Here is an 18,885-nt window from a genome sequence, read left to right on the forward strand (position 1 = left end):
TTAGTCATTCGGTGGACAGGATTCTCACCTGTCTTTCGCTACTCATACCGGCATTCTCACTTCTAAGCGCTCCAGCAGTCCTCACGATCTGCCTTCAACGCCCTTAGAACGCTCTCCTACCAATGCACCTAATGGTGCACTCCACAGCTTCGGTAAACTATTTAGCCCCGGTACATTTTCGGCGCAGGGTCACTCGACTAGTGAGCTATTACGCACTCTTTAAATGGTGGCTGCTTCTAAGCCAACATCCTAGTTGTCTGTGCAACCCCACATCCTTTTCCACTTAATAGTTATTTGGGGACCTTAGCTGGTGGTCTGGGCTGTTTCCCTTTCGACTATGGATCTTATCACTCACAGTCTGACTCCCGGATATGAATGAATGGCATTCGGAGTTTATCTGAATTCGGTAACCCGAGATGGGCCCCTAGTCCAAACAGTGCTCTACCTCCATCATTCTCAATTCCGAGGCTAGCCCTAAAGCTATTTCGGAGAGAACCAGCTATCTCCAAGTTCGTTTGGAATTTCTCCGCTACCCACACCTCATCCCCGCACTTTTCAACGTACGTGGGTTCGGTCCTCCAGTGCGTTTTACCGCACCTTCAACCTGGACATGGGTAGATCACATGGTTTCGGGTCTACGACAACATACTCATTCGCCCTATTCAGACTCGCTTTCGCTACGGCTCCGTCTCTTCAACTTAACCTCGCATGCTATCGTAACTCGCCGGTTCATTCTACAAAAGGCACGCTATCACCCATTAACGGGCTCTAACTTGTTGTAGGCACACGGTTTCAGGATCTATTTCACTCCCCTTCCGGGGTGCTTTTCACCTTTCCCTCACGGTACTGGTTCACTATCGGTCACTAGGGAGTATTTAGCCTTGGGAGATGGTCCTCCCGGATTCCGACGGAATTCCTCGTGTTCCGCCGTACTCAGGATCCTCCTAGGTGTTATCCAAATTTCGCCTACGGGGTTTTTACCCTCTTTGACATACTTTTCCAAGTATTTCGACTATCTGAATAGACTACCATATCGGAGTCCTACAACCCCAACAAGCAAGCTTGTTGGTTTGGGCTTTTCCCGTTTCGCTCGCCGCTACTCAGGGAATCGAATTTTCTTTCTCTTCCTGCAGGTACTTAGATGTTTCAGTTCTCTGCGTCTACCTCGACTGCGCTATGTATTCACGCAGACGTAACATCCTATAAAAGATGCTGGGTTCCCCCATTCGGAAATCTCTGGATCATAGCTTACTTACAGCTCCCCAAAGCATATCGGTGTTAGTCCCGTCCTTCATCGGCTCCTAGTGCCAAGGCATCCACCGTGCGCCCTTATTCACTTAACCTTTGACCTTACGGTCGGTTTTGAGTACTTCTTCTAGCGATAGAAGGTTGCTCAAGAAAATAAGCGTTGAACTTATTAAAAAACTCTTTTAACATTTCAACTCGGTGTGTGTTACTTGTTTTGATTATTTCTTCGATATCCAGTTTTCAATGAACAAATTTTGTTTGAGAGTAAACCTCTCAAAACTGAACAAAGGCAAACGATGTGTAGTCTTCCGAAATATTCCTTAGAAAGGAGGTGATCCAGCCGCACCTTCCGATACGGCTACCTTGTTACGACTTCACCCCAATCATCTATCCCACCTTAGGCGGCTGGCTCCAAAAGGTTACCTCACCGACTTCGGGTGTTACAAACTCTCGTGGTGTGACGGGCGGTGTGTACAAGGCCCGGGAACGTATTCACCGCGGCGTGCTGATCCGCGATTACTAGCGATTCCGGCTTCATGTAGGCGAGTTGCAGCCTACAATCCGAACTGAGAGAAGCTTTAAGAGATTAGCTTAGCCTCGCGACTTCGCAACTCGTTGTACTTCCCATTGTAGCACGTGTGTAGCCCAGGTCATAAGGGGCATGATGATTTGACGTCATCCCCACCTTCCTCCGGTTTGTCACCGGCAGTCTCGCTAGAGTGCCCAACTAAATGATGGCAACTAACAATAAGGGTTGCGCTCGTTGCGGGACTTAACCCAACATCTCACGACACGAGCTGACGACAACCATGCACCACCTGTCACTTTGCCCCCGAAGGGGAAGCTCTATCTCTAGAGTGGTCAAAGGATGTCAAGACCTGGTAAGGTTCTTCGCGTTGCTTCGAATTAAACCACATGCTCCACCGCTTGTGCGGGCCCCCGTCAATTCCTTTGAGTTTCAACCTTGCGGTCGTACTCCCCAGGCGGAGTGCTTAATGCGTTTGCTGCAGCACTGAAGGGCGGAAACCCTCCAACACTTAGCACTCATCGTTTACGGCGTGGACTACCAGGGTATCTAATCCTGTTCGCTCCCCACGCTTTCGAGCCTCAGCGTCAGTTACAGACCAGAGAGCCGCCTTCGCCACTGGTGTTCCTCCATATATCTACGCATTTCACCGCTACACATGGAATTCCACTCTCCTCTTCTGCACTCAAGTCTCCCAGTTTCCAATGACCCTCCCCGGTTGAGCCGGGGGCTTTCACATCAGACTTAAGAAACCGCCTGCGCTCGCTTTACGCCCAATAAATCCGGACAACGCTTGCCACCTACGTATTACCGCGGCTGCTGGCACGTAGTTAGCCGTGGCTTTCTGGTTAGATACCGTCAAGGGATGAACATTTTACTCTCATCCTTGTTCTTCTCTAACAACAGAGTTTTACGATCCGAAAACCTTCTTCACTCACGCGGCGTTGCTCGGTCAGACTTTCGTCCATTGCCGAAGATTCCCTACTGCTGCCTCCCGTAGGAGTCTGGGCCGTGTCTCAGTCCCAGTGTGGCCGATCACCCTCTCAGGTCGGCTATGCATCGTTGCCTTGGTGAGCCGTTACCTCACCAACTAGCTAATGCACCGCGGGTCCATCCATCAGTGACGCAAAAGCGCCTTTCAACTTTCTTCCATGCGGAAAATAGTGTTATACGGTATTAGCACCTGTTTCCAAGTGTTATCCCCTTCTGATGGGCAGGTTACCCACGTGTTACTCACCCGTTCGCCACTCTTTTTCTTTCGGTGGAGCAAGCTCCGGTGAAAGAAAAAGCGTTCGACTTGCATGTATTAGGCACGCCGCCAGCGTTCGTCCTGAGCCAGGATCAAACTCTCATAATGATTTGTTTGAATGACCATACGGTCATTAAGCTCATAAAAATTAACTTTGCTAGCTATTGCTTGCATGTATTTGTTCCAATAAATTGAAACGTCCTACACATTGGTTCGTTTGCTTGCTTTGTTCAGTTTTCAAAGGTCTACCGCGCTGTGTTAGCAACTTTTATATCATATCAGAGTGACATTTGATTGTCAACTCTTTGTTAAAAAGTTTTTTTCGCTCGTTGTTTTTCAACTTCGTAGCGGCTGTCTCAGCGACTTAATTAGAATAACAAATGATTTGTTATTTGTCAACAACTTTTTTTAATTAATTTTGTTGATGTATCAACATTGATTAACTGTTTTAAAATTGCGACTTCGTTATAATATCATCTGTCGAGCTGTGCGTCAACTACTTTTTTCAATTCTTTTTAGGAATTCATTTAGTCATTTGGCACATGTAATAATATACCAAGACTTGTGCTATTCGTCAACCATAAAATGATTGATAGACCAACGTTTCTAGTTACTCCGTTTCCAAAGATGATTCATGATTTTTAGTCCGTGATTTCCGCCTTTTTTAAGGACTTTTTCCGTTATTATTAGACTATCGTTCGTCTTTTTCCTTTTTGTGTTTTCTTAATTCCTATCATTCTTATAAATTTAAGTATGATTTTATCTATTTTGTGGAATATTTGCTAAAATGGAGAAAAGAATATTGTTCCTAGGAGGACCCAGTATGAAAATACTTGTAGCAGATGATGACAAAGAGATCGTAGAACTATTAAGCATTTACTTACACAATGAAGGCTATGAATCGGTCAAAGCATATGATGGAAAAGAAGCACTGACCAAGATCCGCACCACTTCTGATATCGAGCTATTGATCTTAGATATCATGATGCCTGAAATGGACGGCATGCAAGTCGTCAAAGAATTGAGAAAAGAATCCCAAATCCCCATTATTATGTTGACCGCTAAAACAACCGATATGGATAAGATTCGTGGATTGGTCGCCGGTGCTGATGATTATGTCACCAAACCTTTCAATCCATTAGAAGTCATGGCTCGGGTAAAATCGTTATTGAGAAGAACCAAGATGCAGGCTGCTTCAAATCAACCAGAGATTCTGGAAGTAAGCTCCCTTATCATCAACCGCGATTCCCATGAAGTAAAAACGGTGGATGGCAATGAGATCCAATTGACCGCATTAGAATTTGGCATCCTCTACTTACTAGCATCGCATCCGAACCGTGTCTTTAGCGCCGATGAGATTTTTGAACGAGTTTGGAAACAAGAAAGTGTCGTTTCTGCCAAAACAGTGATGGTCCATGTCAGTCACTTACGAGATAAGATCGAAGAAGCCACGGATGGTGAAAAAGTCATCCAAACAGTATGGGGGGTCGGCTACAAAATAGATGCGAAGTAAACCAACTGAAAAAAAGCGCAACACACCAATCGAAAAAAAGAAACGAATCACGTTGACCTCAAAGGAAATCAGTGAGTTATTTGCCGAAGGAATTGTAACGATTGTTCTTTTACTTCTATTAAATGTCGCTATTTTGGTCATCTTGACCTCAATACGAGAAAACTCACCGGTTTTAGTCGAAGCGATCTATGAATCAAAGAATGCGTTCACGGCTGCCTTCAACACAGATATCTTCCGCAGTGGTCGTAACTTCATTCTACCGATGTTCTTCCTATTAGATGTGATCGTCTTATATTGGCGTTTGATTCGACGTTACCATCAAATGCAGCTACGCCACATTATCAGCGAGCTGCACTTTATCGCAGAAGGCAACTACGATCATCGCATCCCCTTCGAGTTACGGGGCGATTTAAGCCGGATCGTTTCTAATATCAACGGCTTAGTCGACAGTACGGTGGCGGCGATCGAAGATGAACGGCGGATCGAGCAATCCAAAGATGAGCTGATCACCAATGTCAGTCATGACATTCGAACACCATTGACTTCGATCATCGGCTATTTAGGTCTAATTGAAGACCGACAATACCATTCAGAAGAAGAATTGTTGAAATATACTCATACGGCGTATGTCAAAGCCAAACAAATGAAGTCCCTCGTCGATGATTTGTTTGAATACACGAAAGTGCGTCAGCCTAGCGTGCCCATTAATGTGATGGAATTCGATATGGCCCAGCTAGTTGAACAATTGGCGGCGGACTTTGAATTAGAAGCTAGCCGAAAAGGCATCAAGATCGAAACCTACACCCGTCCAGAGCATATCGAAATGGATGGCGATACCGAAAAACTGGTGCGAGTTTTCAATAATTTGCTGTCAAATGCCTTGAAATACGGCAAAGGCGCCGATAAGATCCGCATGGAAGTCGAGAAAGTCGGGACCGAAGCGATCTTAACCGTCAAAAACAATGGACAAATGATTCCTAAGCAAGCCCTTGATTCTCTATTCGACCGTTTCTACCGAGTGGAAGAATCCCGCTCTCAAGAAACAGGAGGAACTGGCTTAGGTCTAGCGATCGCTCAAAGCATCGTCGCCTTACATGGCGGCTATATCTATGCCAAATCAACGCCAGAATGGACGTCCTTTATTATTCATCTCCCGTTGAAGCGCAACAATTTGTCCAACACACAAACCTATGGTTGACGCCCCAACATTTTTTGGGTATGCTAAAGAAAATAATCAAGGCACAGAACCTAGTATATTTTTTTCATCTAGTAAAGAGAGCTGATGGTTGGTGAAAATCAGTGTTGGAAAAAATAGAATCCAGTTCTTTAACGTGTATTTTTCGAAAGAAAAATCGTTGGCTCACGATACGAGCAGCAAGGGCAGCGCAAGCTGAACTTGGGTGGCACCGCGAATGGTCATTTCGTCCCAAGCAACACGGGATCGGAATGGCCTTTTTTCTATGGAAAAATCAAAGGAGGATGTATCACTATGTTAGATGTAAAAATGATTCGCCAAAATTTTGCTGAAGTACAAAGCAAACTCGCAACACGAGGCGTGCAAAAAGAAGTATTGGACCGCTTTTTAACGCTTGACGAACGTCGCAGAGAACTCTTAGTCCAAACGGAAGAACGCAAGAAATTGCGCAACGATGTTTCTGGTGAGATCGCTGCCTTGAAACGGGCAAAAGAAGACGCGGCAGATAAAATTGCCCAAATGAAAGAAGTCGGCAGCCAAATCAAGCAATTGGATGAAGAGATTGCTCAAATTGATGAAGACATCAAAGAGATCGCCACGACATTGCCGAATTTGCCAAATGATTCTGTTCCAGTGGGCCAGGATGAAGACGACAATGTAGAAATCCGCCGCTGGGCAGAACCAAAAGCCTTTGCCTTTGAACCAAAACCGCATTGGGAGATCGCTGAAGAGTTGGGGATCCTCGACTTTGAGCGGGGCGCCAAAGTTTCTGGCAGCCGCTTTGTTTACTACAAAGGCTTAGGTGCTCGTTTGGAACGTGCCTTATACAACTTCATGCTGGATCAGCATGTCTATGAGCATGGCTATACCGAGATGATCACCCCTTATATCGTCAATAGCCAAGCAATGTTTGGCACGGGGCAATTTCCAAAGTTCAAAGAAGATGTTTTCCAATTGGCAGACACGGATTTGACTTTGATTCCAACTGCTGAAGTACCTTTGACCAATTACTATCAAGGGGAGATCTTAGAACAAGAACAGCTCCCTGCCTACTTCACTGCCTTGAGCCCATCATTTCGTTCAGAAGCTGGCAGCGCTGGTCGTGATACTCGCGGCTTGATTCGTCTGCACCAATTCAATAAAGTTGAAATGGTGAAATTCAGTGATGCTGACCATTCTTATGAAGAATTAGAAAAGATGACGGCTAATGCCGAAGATATTTTGCAAAAACTCAACTTACCTTACCGAGTGCTTAGCTTGTGTACAGGAGATATGGGCTTTTCTGCGGCGAAGACCTATGATTTAGAGGTATGGATCCCTGCTCAGGAAATGTACCGTGAGATCAGCTCTTGCTCAAACTGTGAAGATTTCCAAGCACGCCGTGCCATGATCCGTTACCGCGATCAAGAGGGCAAGATTCACTACATGCATACACTAAATGGCTCTGGTCTGGCTGTCGGTCGGACGGTAGCCGCAGTGCTTGAAAATTATCAAAACGAAGACGGCAGTGTAACGGTACCAGAAGTTCTGGTTCCTTACATGGGCGGACTGACAAAAATCGAAAAAGCCTAAGCCTTAGTACCCTTAATTGCACCCCCTTCGTAACAGTCACTCCACGTGATCTGTTACGAAGGGGTTTTCTAGTTCACCTAATAGATAGTGGTTGCAAAAGACCCCCTAACGCCCTTGATCATTTCTTGCAAGAGAAACAACGCAACAAGGTTGTAATTTTTAAATGAATAATTAGAAAAATCCCTTCATCTTTTTAAGTCTCTATCAGAAACCGGGCATGATCGTTGAAAGTACCTGTGACTTATGGTAACGTGGGCATAATTTAGGATGGAATGAAGGGAGCTTCACCAATGCCCGAACGAAAGACCTATGCCCGTCGGAGTGACTTGCACAAGAAACCAAACAATAATCAAAAACGAACAGCGTCAGCTGAAGAAAGACCGAAAGGACCACCCTCGAGAAAGAAGCCGTATCGAAAAGCAATTTTTTCCTTATTCGCCTTATTATTGATCGTTTTGATCGCGACGGCTGGCTCAGTCCTTTACACGTTACACCAGCAAGAAGTCGCAGCCCAAGAAAAATATGAGGCGGCTGCGGAGAAATTACTGGCATCAATCCAAGCAGAACAAAGTCAAAATGGGTTAAAAACAACGCCTGAAGTGCTCTCCAAAGGCGCAACCAAAGAATTGATCTACCGCCCGCAAGACCTTGATACGTTTCCCATCAAAGATATCAAAGAACGGTTGACACAAGCCGCTGATCACTTGCGTAAAAAACAAACGAATAAAGAAGTCGTCACCGTTGCCCGCATCCAAGCACAAGCAGCGGCTTCAAAGGTGTCTACTTATTCATTGAAAGCCGACAGCTATGTGTGGAATCGAGAAACCGGACGTTTTGAAGATGCGGACAGCCTAACGGATGCACCGATCTTCGTATCAGAGAAGACGCAAACCGAATTGTCTTTGAAAGAACTGGTTCCTGATGAAGGCAGCTTATTAGGTATTCAACAAGTCATTCAGCAGAAACTGCTGGATCAAGCCAAAGAACCCGCCAAAATCATCGACGCCGTCTTGGCCATGGAGCGGATCACCTTCGATTCGAAATTTACTTACGATCCAGAGAAGCTGACCATCGAATTGCCAAAAAATCAGACGGGAGCGACGGAAATCACCCTGTCTTACAGCGAGATCGCCCCATTCATTGATCCTGATCTCGTGGCTGCTGACCAACTCAACAATGCCTTGCCAAGTTTAGACCCCAATAAAAAATACGTGGCATTGACCTTTGATGATGGACCCAACAGTACCTCCACCATGGATCTGTTGAACATCTTACAAGAAAATGACGTTAAAGCGACCTTCTTTATGCTGGGACAAATGGTAGAGCAATATCCGCAAGCTGCTAAAAAAGTCCAAGAAGCTGGACACGAGATCGCCAGTCATTCTTACTCTCATCCGCAGCTGAATACTCTTTCAGCGGAAGATTTGCAGGCAGAAGTCACAAAAACCAACAAAGCCATTTATAATGCGACGGGTTTACTACCTAGAAATTTACGGCCCCCTTATGGCGCTATCGACAAACAAAGCGCACAAACCATTGGCATGCCGATCATTCAATGGGACATCGATTCTCAAGACTGGAAATTGAAGGATCCGAAGAAGATCAATGCCTTGGTGCAACAAAATGTCTTTAATGGTGCCATGATCTTGATCCATGATATTCACCCGAAATCTGTGAAAGCCGTACCGGGAGTCATTAAAATGCTCAAAAACGAAGGCTACGAATTCGTGACTGTCGATCAATTATTAGAAGCACGGCAAAAACCATTGCATCAATACTTTGGGATGAACGACGAGCGCCTCGTTGACTAAATAAAAAAAGGAACGCAGCAAATTGTCTCTTGCTGCGTTCCTTTTTGGTTATTGGATCGTTCCCTCTTTTTTTAGCCCTTCTTATCCTCATATACATTGGTCACAAAAATTTGGATCAACAGTTCAGCGACAGCTTTTGGCGGCATCGTTGAGAAATCTTTGAGCCAGCGTTCGATCAACCCGATAGACCCGCAGACAAAAAAGCTAAGACACAGTTCCAATTCTTCCTCGGAAGCATCTTGAAAGTATTGGGCAAACCGTTTCAAGGTCTCCGGTTTGATCTCTGACAATAAAAGATTCAGCAAATGGCTGTTGTTCAACAAAATCAAATGGGTCGTACTAGGATTCTCATACAAAATCGTCAACAGCTTTTCCAACCAAAGATCCAATGACAAATTTTCCTGCTGCAAGTTCGATGCGATCTGCTCAACAAGCTCCCCTTCGATTTCCTCCAACAACGCGGCCGTATCCTTATAATATTTATAAAATGTTCCTCGGTTGATATCGGCTCGTTCCGCAATCTCTTTGATCGTGATTTTGCGGTACTCTTTTTCCAACAATAACTCCTGAAAGGCGCGTCGGATCACTTTTTTCGAGTAGATCGTTCGACGATTCCCCACAGTCCCCACCATATCGTTTCCCCTTTTCTCTGTACATTTGATCAATATTTGTCTATTTAATGACAAATAGGTAAGCATTGAGGATTGCTCTTACTTTTCTTTCTTAGTATACTAACACCATGTGATTAAATCAACACGTGTTTAAAAAATGGAGGCTTTATTAATGAGTTATGTTGAAGTAAAGAATGAATATAAACGCTATCAGATGGGCGAAACCACCATCACTGCCAACAACGATCTTTCCTTTGCCATTGAAGAAGGCGAATTAGTGGTGATCCTTGGCCCCAGTGGTGCAGGAAAATCGACCGTTTTGAATATTTTAGGCGGGATGGATTCGCCAGATGAAGGACAAATCATTATCGACAATGTCGATATCGCGAAGTTTAACGACAAACAGCTGACGGAATACCGCCGCAAAGACGTCGGGTTCGTCTTCCAATTTTATAATTTGGTGCCGAACCTGACAGCGAAAGAAAACATTGAATTGGCAACAGAAGTCTCACCGAATGCACTCGATCCTGATGAAGTCTTAGCACAAGTCGGGTTAGAAAACCGTAAAAACAACTTTCCTTCGCAGCTCTCTGGTGGGGAACAGCAGCGGGTATCGATCGCTCGGGCGTTAGCCAAAAACCCGAAACTGCTATTATGCGATGAACCAACCGGTGCGCTGGATTTTGAAACAGGCAAACAAGTGTTGAAGCTTTTGCAAAACGCCAGTCGGAAAAACGGCAATACGGTGTTGATCATTACCCATAACAGCGCCATTGCCCCGATCGCCGATCGGGTGATCCATATCAACGATGCCACTGTCCGTTCCATTGAAGAGAATCCTCATCCAATCTCGATCGATGAAATCGTTTGGTAGGAGGATCTGATGAAAAATAAAACTTACCTTAAAGCAAGTTTGCGGGAGATTCGCCAGTCAAAAGGTCGCTTTATCGCAATCACCTTGATCATTTTTTTAGGAACGTTTCTCTTTGTCGGTGTCAAAGCGACGGGACCGATCCTGAACCATTCCGCGAGTGAATATGTCAACGGTCAGCATTTAGCAGATCTGCAAGTCACTTCCACGCTGGGATTGACGGAGGACGACATTGATGCGGCGGAAAAAAGCGGTGCGCACACAGAAGCCGCCTATCAATTTTATTACGCTGCCAATTCAGATGAAGTCGTGCAAGTGACCTCTTATGATCCCTCGCAGGAACTCAACCAGCTACTGGTGAAGGACGGCCGACTGCCAGAAAAAGCCGATGAAATCGTGCTGGACACCGAAGCAAAAAATTATGGCTGGCAAATAGGGGATACTTTTACGATCGATGATGCCGATAATCTGTCGGACAAAGACTATACGGTCGTTGGGTTCGCCACCTCTCCCATTTATATCAGTGCTGCCGAACGTGGCTATGCGAATGTCGGCAGCGGTGTCGTGACGTATTTTGCTTATGTACCGGAAGAACAGTTCAAGATGGAGGTCAAATCGATCCTTTATCTCGCCTTTGATGATGTCGCTGGCCTTGAAACATACTCCGATGCGTACACCGACAAGATGGCAGCCCATCAAGAAACGATTGAGGAACTGTTTGCAGATCGCCCTAAAGAACGCTTAGCAGAAATTCAGCAAGATGCTTTTGATGAATTAGCGCCTGCAGAAAAAGAAGTCCGCGATGGACAAAAACAGTTAGCTGATGGACAAGCCCAACTGGATCAGGCCAAAGCGGAACTAGAACAACAGCAAGCCGCCTTGGCACAGCTGCCGCCCGTACAACAAGCAGCCCTCGAAGGCCAATTGACCGCTGGGGAAGAAGAGTTGACACAGCAGCAAACCCAATTAGAGGAACAGCAACAAGAACTAACCGATGCCCAACAAACACTGGCAGAGAAACGTACAGAGATCGAAGACTTGGCAGAACCTACGTATCTTTACAACCAACGCAAAGACAACCCCGGTTTCCAAGAGTATGGCGGGCTGTCTGATCGCATCGCAGCGATCGCCAATGTGTTTCCTGTCTTCTTCTTCTTTATCGCTGCGTTGATCACCTTTACGACACTGACGCGGATGGTAGAAGAAAACCGCAAAGAGATCGGTACCTTAAAAGCGATGGGCTATGGCAAAGTCGAGATCTCCCTTAAATATTTGATTTATGCCCTCCTGTCTTCGGCCATTGGCATTATCAGTGGTGCCGTATTAGGGACGGAACTGTTGCCGCGTTTGATTTATTTTCTATCCAGCGAACGGTATCTTTTAGACGGGATTCGCGTCTATTATGTCTGGTCGCCAATTATTTTGGCCGCGATCGCCTTTTTACTGGCGACGCTCGGTGCTTGCCTCTTTGTTTTGATCAAAGAATTGCGGGAAAAACCTGCCCAGCTACTGCAAGTTCGGGCGCCAAAACCTGGGAAACGGATTTTATTAGAGGCCATTACACCCTTATGGTCACGCTTAAGCTTCAATCAAAAAGTCAGCTTCCGTAACATCTTCCGCTACAAATCGCGAATGATCATGGCAATCATTGGCATCGCCGGCTGTACGGGACTGATGGTGGCAGGCGTTGGGTTGAAAGATTCCTTAAGTGCTGTGACTGCGAAACAATTTGGGCCCATTACGGATTATCAAGCCGTCGTGACCTTAAATGATGCGAAGGAAGAAACCGTTGCTGCCGCTGAAACGGTTTTAACAGACGATCCTCTTGTGTCCCATTCGATGCTAGTCTACAATGAAACGATCGAGATTCGACCAGCTAACCAAGGAAAACAAAGTTTGACCTTGATGGTTCCGGCAGATCAAGAAGCTTTTACCGACTATGTCCATTTGAAAACGACGGAAGGGCAGAAGCTGCCATTAACAGAAGGCGCCGTACTGACTATGAAATACGCAGAATTGTATGATCTGCAGGTTGGGGATACATTGACCTTCTATACTAGCGATCAAGAAGCTTTTGAAGTACCTATCAGCGGCATCGCAGAAAACTATTTAGGCAATTCTCTGTATCTGTCACCGACTCTTTACGAAGAAATCACCGACAGTGCCTTTGAACCGAATGCGTTCTTAGTCAAAAGCAAGACGATGACGAAAAAACAAGAGGAATCTTTATCAACAGCCTTGTTAGATACCGACAAAGTCAAAAACACGACGTTCCTTTCCACTCAGATCAAAATGCAGGATGATTCGATGGGCAACTTGAACTCCATTGTCTTGATCTTAGTTGTACTATCAGGGGCATTAGCCTTTGTCGTCTTGTATAACTTGACCAACATCAATGTTTCCGAGCGGATTCGCGAGCTTTCTACTATTAAAGTATTAGGGTTTTACAATAAAGAAGTCACCATGTACATCGTACGGGAAAATATCGTCTTTACGTTATTTGGGATTCTCGCAGGATACGTGGTAGGTTACTTCTTGACTGACTTTATTTTGATCCAAGCTTCGATGGAAAACATGGTCTTTCCATTAGTGATCAATTGGCCGGCCTATGCTTTAGCCGGTGGCATGACGATTCTCTTTACGATCATCGTGATGTACGTCACCCATGTGAAACTGACTCATGTCAACATGATCGATGCGTTAAAATCAAACGAATAAGCCGCTGCTAAAGCGATTTGCTGATCATCAAGCAGCGATTTTAAAGAAAAGAACGCCACTCTTGCCTAGATAGCTGAGAGTGACGTTCTTTTTTGAACAAATAATCCCCTCTGTCCACTTTTGAACAGAGGGGGCGTTGGTTTTCACGTGAAACATTTTATGATTTTACAGAGTAGTTTGGTGCTTCTTTCGTGATTTGAACATCGTGGGGATGTGATTCTTTTAGTCCGTTGCCGCTCATTTGGATGAATTGTGCTTCATCACGTAATTGCTGTAGATTGCCAGCACCGACATAACCCATCCCTGATTTCAAGCCGCCGATCATTTGGAAGATGATATCAGAAACGCTGCCTTTATAAGCGACACGCCCTTCAATGCCTTCTGGAACCAATTTGTTGGCTTCGTTTACGCCCCCTTGGAAGTAACGGTCGCTGGAGCCTTTTTCCATTGCCCCCAATGAACCCATTCCGCGGTACGTTTTGAAGCGACGGCCTTGATAGATTTCGAATTCACCTGGTGATTCATCGGTTCCTGCCAACATGCTGCCGAGCATTACGGCATGTCCGCCAGCTGCTAAAGCTTTGACGATATCCCCAGAGTACTTGATCCCACCATCGGCAATGATTGCTTTGCCATATTGACGTGCCACAGAGGCTGCATCATAGATCGCGGTCAATTGAGGAACTCCGACACCGGCTACCACCCGAGTGGTACAGATCGAGCCTGGACCGATCCCGACTTTTACGACATCGACACCAGCATCATACAATGCTTTCGTGCCTTCGGCAGTAGCAACATTTCCAGCAATCAATGTCGCTTCTGGGAAATGCGCGCGAATTTCAGAGATTTTGCGTAAAACACCGGCACTGTGTCCGTGGGCAGTATCAATGACGATCGCGTCCACGCCTGCATCCAATAATGCTTGTGCTCGTTCAAAGGTATCGCTGGTAACACCGACTGCCGCTGCCACTAATAGACGTCCATGCGTGTCTTTGGCTGCATTCGGGAATTCGATCACTTTTTCAATATCTTTTATAGTGATCAACCCGCTTAAGATCCCTGCTTCATCAACGATCGGTAATTTTTCGATCTTGTGTTGTTGTAAGATTTTTTCCGCGTCTTTCAACGAAGTACCGACAGGTGCTGTGATCAATTGGTCTTTGGTCATCACATCATTGATCGGCATCGTATAATCCGTGACAAAACGCATGTCGCGGTTCGTGATGATACCGACTAATTTGCGGTTTTCCATCGTTTCTACGATCGGTACCCCACTGATGCGGTACTTGCTCATCAAATGTTCTGCATCAGCAACTAAGTGGGTTGGTGTTAAGAAAAACGGATCGATGATCACGCCGCTTTCAGAACGTTTTACTTTGCGCACTTCATCTGCTTGCGCTGCGATACTCATGTTTTTGTGAATTACGCCAAGTCCGCCTTGACGCGCCATTGAGATCGCCATTTTACTATCAGTTACGGTATCCATACTGGCACTTATGATTGGAATATTTAGTGTAATATTCGGGGCAAGCTGCACTTTCATATCCACGTCATTTGGCAAGACGTGACTTTCTGCCGGAATCAATAAGACATCATCAAACGTTAACCCTTTTTTTACAAATTTGGTTTCCCAGTTGGACATTTTTGTAACCACTCCTTAAAGTTTTTAGGTATTTTTAAAAAAATAGCAAAGATTTTTTCATAAGTCAACCATTCGGAAAGCTTTCTTAATAATCCTCTTCAAACCTTTGGTCAAATCTCATAATTCGCCATTTTTTCTAAAAAAACACGCTGATCGTGCGGTCTTTTTTAACAAAAGAAGGCGCACGATCAACGTGTAGCCATCAGCCTCTAGGAACAGACAGACTGCTGATGATATTGTATTTGCGTTTCAAGTAGTACTTCGCTGCTAATGCCACTGCCCCGATCAAGGCTTCGATCACAGGATCCACTTGTGGATTCAATGGTGGTTGGATCATCGCAGAAAGCGAGATCACAACGATCCATAGCATGAAGGCTGCGACTAAAATCAAAATGATCTTCCACATCTTCGGCCGTTTGCTCTTATCGGCACCTGGGCGTTCATATTGATACATGTATTTGTACATCAAGTAGAAGACCCAACCAGCAAGCATCGCCATCAAGAAGAGGGTCAATAAGCCATAAGGTTGTGCTTGTCCTCTAGTAAAGATTCCCATAACCCCTAACATCAACCCAAAAATCCCTAAAATCAGCAAGGTGTTATCCAACCACATCAAGAAGGGGCCGGATTCTTTTTGCTCAACGGGTTTGTTGATGATGGCTTCGGTACGTTCAGACACTGTACCAAATAATTGGCGGGCCGTTTTGCCGCCTTTTTGTTCTTTGACTAAGACCGGCAGCATCTCATGCAAGGCAATCGTTTTTTCTTCTTCAGAAAGGTTGGCTGCCTCTAGCGATTTTTTTAAATCAAATATATATTGTTGGTTTCGTTTTGTTAATTGTTGTTCTAATTCACGATTTTCGGAAACATAATTTCGCAGAGTTTCTGGTTCCATGAATTGATTCTCCCTTCTGCGTTTTCTTCACAATGGACATTTTACCACAAATTCACTGGGAAGAAAGCCCTTTATACGTTAAAACGGAACAACATCACGTCGCCATCTTGCACGACATAATCTTTTCCTTCCAAACGTACCCGACCGGCTTCTTTGGCCGCTTGCATCGTGCCGTATTGGTTCAGATCCTCAAAGGAAACAGTTTCCGCACGAATAAAGCCGCGCTCAAAGTCCGTATGGATGATCCCCGCTGCTTGCGGTGCTTTGATGCCTTTACGGAACGTCCACGCACGCACTTCTTGTTCACCAGCGGTAAAGTACGTTGCTAGACCCAGCAAATCATAGGCGGCACGAATCAATTGATCCAACCCCGATTCTTCAATTCCTAATGCTTCTAAAAACTCTGCTTTGTCTTCTTCTTCCAGCTCAGCGATCTCTTCTTCAGCACGAGCACTGATGACGATCACTTCCGCATTTTCGCTTGCTGCAAATTCTTTCACTTTGTTGACATAGACATTGGTTTCATAGTCTGCCACGTCTTCTTCTGCTACGTTGGCAACGTATAAGACTGGTTTGGTCGTTAGTAAAAACAAACTTTTGACGATGCGCTGTTCTTCATCTGTAAATTCGATCGAACGAGCAGAGATCCCTTCTTCTAAGACCGGTTTGATCTTATCAAGAACGGCCAGTTCCGCAACTGCATCTTTGTCTTTGGTTTTGGCAATTTTTGCGACCCGAGTATAGCGCTTGTTGACGGATTCTAAATCTGCTAAAACCAACTCCAAATTGATGGTGTCGATATCAGCTAATGGGTCCACGCGGCCTTCTACGTGGGTGATGTTGTCATCGTCGAAACAACGAACGACATGACAGATCGCATCCACTTGGCGGATATGGCTCAAAAATTGGTTTCCTAATCCTTCCCCTTTGCTGGCACCGCGGACGATTCCGGCAATATCCGTAAATTCAAAGGTGGTTGGGACCGTCTTTTTCGGACGGACTAATTCTGTTAAACGCTGTAAGCGCCAATCTGGCACTTCCACCATTCCTACATTCGGATCGATCGTCGCAAACGGGTAGTTTGCGGCTTCTGCTCCTGCTTTGGTTATTGCATTAAATAAAGTAGATTTGCCCACATTTGGCAATCCAACGATTCCGGCAGTTAACGCCATGCTTCACTTCACTCTTTCTCTTTTTTTTCTAGGATTTTCTTCATCTTTTTATCAAATTCTCGGCGCGTCATCATGACGATGTGGCCGCAATTCGTACACTTTATTTTGATGTCTGCCCCCATGCGGATGATTTCCCAACGATTGGCTTTGCAGGCATGCGGTTTTTTCATTTCGACAATATCCCCAAGATCATACATCTTTATCACCTCAAGCTTCATCAAATTGAATGTTCAATAAATCTAAAATACGGGTTAAATCTTTTTGTGACAGGTATTCGATCTCGATTTTTCCTTTGCCTTCTTTTTCGCGGATCTCGACATTCGTGCCAAATTTATCCATCAACCGTTCTTCGCTTTCTCGTAAATAGTACGGTTTTTCCCGAATCAGACGCGGAACTTTTTTCTTTTCGTTCTTCGTGTCGTTCATCTCAGCGACCATTTGTTCTAATTGGCGGACTGTCAGATTTTCTTTGACACACCGATTGGCTAATTTTAAGATCTGTTCTTTGTTTTTCAACCCTAATAACGTCCGGGCTTGCCCCATAGACAAACGGTCATCTTGAACCATTTCTTTGACGAGTTTCGGCAAGGACAGTAACCGCAAATAATTGGCGATATACGGGCGGCTCTTCCCTAAGCGTTCAGCAACTTGTGCTTGGGTCAATTTCAAGTTCTTCATCAGCATGTCATAGGCTTCTGCTTCTTCTAAAGGATTCAAATCTTCCCGCTGCAAGTTTTCTAAAACGGCGACTTGCATCATCTCTTCTTCATCAAAATTGCGGATGATGGCTGGGATCGTTTCCTTGCCAGCTAGTTTGGATGCTCGAAACCGGCGTTCACCCGCAATGATCTCATAGCCTTTGACGGATGATTGCCGCACGATGATCGGTTGAAAGACCCCTGAATGCTGGATCGAATTGGCCAGTTCTTGTAATGAAAGCTCATCAAAGGTTTTTCGCGGTTGATAAGGGTTGGGTCTTAATTCGTTTAAAGGCAGTTCAACGACTTTTTCTGTCTTGATATCGACTTCTTCTAACCCTTGCAGGTCTTGAAACAACGCATCGATCCCACGCCCTAATCCTTTCCCTTTATTCTTCACGGGCTAACACTTCCTTTGCTAACGTCTGATAGACTTCGGCTCCTTTTGAGCGTGGATCATAATCAATGATCGACAATCCATGACTAGGTGCTTCAGACAACCGGATATTCCGCGGAATAATGGTTTCATATACTTTTTCTTGGAAATAGCGGCGGACTTCTTCCACGACTTCCGCGCCTAAGTTCGTACGGGCATCATACATCGTCAGTAAGACCCCTTCGATCTCTAACTCAGGGTTAAAATGTTTTTGTACTAAACGCACGGTATTCAATAGTTGGCTCAGCCCTTCTAATGCATAGTACTCACATTGGACTGGGATCAAAATCGAATCACTGGCGGTAAAGGCATTGATCGTCAAATGACCTAAAGATGGCGGGCAATCGATAAAGATATAATCGTATTGTTCTTTGATCTCATTCAAAGCCGATTTCAATCGAGATTCCCGTGCCATCATGGAGGTCAATTCAATTTCCGCACCAGCTAATTGGATCGTCGCTGGAACGATATCCAAGTTTTCCCGACTGCTAGGTAAAATCGCTTCAACGATCGGTGTTTCATTGACTAATACATCATAGATGTCTTGTTCCACATCTGGTTTGCGAATGCCGACACCGCTTGTGGCGTTGCCTTGGGCATCAATATCTACGAGTAACACTTTTTTGCCGACAAATGCTAAGGACGCACCTAGGTTCACCGTTGTGGTGGTTTTGCCTACGCCGCCTTTTTGGTTTGCAACAGAAATAATACGGGCCATTGATTTTCCT

The 18,885-nt window shown here is 45.1% G+C and carries 13 protein-coding genes, 2 rRNA genes and 1 other annotated feature (1 of these 16 cut by a window edge); of the genes, 6 read left to right on the forward strand and 9 right to left on the reverse strand.

Translation table 11 applies throughout. The features are described from left to right. Nucleotides 1-1,343 (reverse strand): 23S ribosomal RNA (locus IGK61_RS17480) (it extends 1,572 nt beyond the left edge of the window). 229 nt (nt 1,344-1,572) lie between these two features. Continuing rightward, nucleotides 1,573-3,131: ribosomal RNA gene (locus IGK61_RS17485) — 16S ribosomal RNA — on the reverse strand. The 16S and 23S rRNA genes sit together here, the layout of an rRNA operon. Nucleotides 3,132-3,846: 715 nt before the next feature. On the opposite strand from IGK61_RS17485, the gene IGK61_RS17490 reads away from it, so the two are divergent. The 4 genes from IGK61_RS17490 (at nt 3,847) to IGK61_RS17505 (ending at nt 9,114) form a co-directional block, all read left to right on the forward strand. After that, a complete protein-coding gene (locus IGK61_RS17490; protein WP_008376963.1) occupies nt 3,847-4,536 on the forward strand; it encodes a response regulator transcription factor in 690 nt (229 codons plus the stop codon). Continuing rightward, nucleotides 4,526-5,734, forward strand: coding sequence for a sensor histidine kinase (locus IGK61_RS17495; RefSeq protein ID WP_005226244.1), 1,209 nt, complete (start codon nt 4,526-4,528; stop codon nt 5,732-5,734). The genes IGK61_RS17490 and IGK61_RS17495 overlap by 11 nt, the downstream gene beginning before the upstream one ends. A 35-nt stretch (nt 5,735-5,769) precedes the next feature. After that, nucleotides 5,770-5,968 (forward strand) — a binding site (T-box leader). Nucleotides 5,969-6,025: 57 nt separating this feature from the next. Further along, nucleotides 6,026-7,303, forward strand: a complete 1,278-nt coding sequence (gene serS / locus IGK61_RS17500) for a serine--tRNA ligase (protein ID WP_438844972.1) — start codon at nt 6,026-6,028, stop codon at nt 7,301-7,303. A 290-nt stretch (nt 7,304-7,593) separates the two neighbouring features. Then, nucleotides 7,594-9,114: a polysaccharide deacetylase family protein gene (locus IGK61_RS17505; RefSeq protein ID WP_074535543.1), complete on the forward strand. Its 1,521-nt coding sequence runs from the start codon at nt 7,594-7,596 to the stop codon at nt 9,112-9,114. A 71-nt stretch (nt 9,115-9,185) separates the two neighbouring features. On the opposite strand, the gene IGK61_RS17510 is transcribed toward IGK61_RS17505, so the two are convergent. Beyond that, the gene (locus IGK61_RS17510; protein WP_060791711.1) at nt 9,186-9,812 is read right to left on the reverse strand and encodes a TetR/AcrR family transcriptional regulator; all 627 of its coding nucleotides are present in this window, start codon (nt 9,810-9,812) and stop codon (nt 9,186-9,188) included. Nucleotides 9,813-9,897: 85 nt separating this feature from the next. On the opposite strand from IGK61_RS17510, the gene IGK61_RS17515 reads away from it, so the two are divergent. Then, nucleotides 9,898-10,599, forward strand: a complete 702-nt coding sequence (locus IGK61_RS17515; protein WP_010748457.1) for an ABC transporter ATP-binding protein — start codon at nt 9,898-9,900, stop codon at nt 10,597-10,599. Nucleotides 10,600-10,608: 9 nt separating this feature from the next. Then, the gene (locus IGK61_RS17520) at nt 10,609-13,314 is read left to right on the forward strand and encodes an ABC transporter permease (RefSeq protein WP_074535544.1); all 2,706 of its coding nucleotides are present in this window, start codon (nt 10,609-10,611) and stop codon (nt 13,312-13,314) included. Nucleotides 13,315-13,471: 157 nt separating this feature from the next. On the opposite strand, the gene guaB is transcribed toward IGK61_RS17520, so the two are convergent. The 6 genes from guaB to IGK61_RS17550 all read right to left on the reverse strand — a co-directional run bounded on the left by guaB (nt 13,472) and on the right by IGK61_RS17550 (nt 18,875). Beyond that, a complete protein-coding gene (guaB, locus tag IGK61_RS17525) occupies nt 13,472-14,956 on the reverse strand; it encodes an IMP dehydrogenase (RefSeq protein ID WP_074535545.1) in 1,485 nt (494 codons plus the stop codon). Between the two features lie 202 nt (nt 14,957-15,158). Beyond that, complete coding sequence (locus IGK61_RS17530; protein ID WP_005226251.1) at nt 15,159-15,851, reverse strand: DUF1129 domain-containing protein; 693 nt, start codon at nt 15,849-15,851, stop codon at nt 15,159-15,161. Between the two features lie 71 nt (nt 15,852-15,922). After that, on the reverse strand, nt 15,923-17,023 hold the full coding sequence (gene ychF / locus IGK61_RS17535; protein WP_074535546.1) for a redox-regulated ATPase YchF: 1,101 nt from the start codon (nt 17,021-17,023) through the stop codon (nt 15,923-15,925). An 8-nt stretch (nt 17,024-17,031) separates the two neighbouring features. Beyond that, a complete protein-coding gene (locus IGK61_RS17540) occupies nt 17,032-17,220 on the reverse strand; it encodes a DUF951 domain-containing protein (RefSeq protein WP_005226253.1) in 189 nt (62 codons plus the stop codon). 10 nt (nt 17,221-17,230) lie between these two features. Continuing rightward, nucleotides 17,231-18,121 (reverse strand): ParB/RepB/Spo0J family partition protein, encoded by an 891-nt coding sequence (locus IGK61_RS17545; RefSeq protein ID WP_074535547.1) that lies wholly within the window; start codon nt 18,119-18,121, stop codon nt 17,231-17,233. Next, nucleotides 18,111-18,875 (reverse strand): ParA family protein, encoded by a 765-nt coding sequence (locus IGK61_RS17550; protein WP_005226255.1) that lies wholly within the window; start codon nt 18,873-18,875, stop codon nt 18,111-18,113. Before IGK61_RS17550 ends, IGK61_RS17545 begins: the two co-directional genes overlap by 11 nt. Nucleotides 18,876-18,885 lie beyond the last annotated feature (10 nt).

Origin of the sequence: Enterococcus sp. AZ063 (assembly GCF_051715045.1) — a bacterium.
GTDB lineage: Bacteria > Bacillota > Bacilli > Lactobacillales > Enterococcaceae > Enterococcus_D > Enterococcus_D casseliflavus.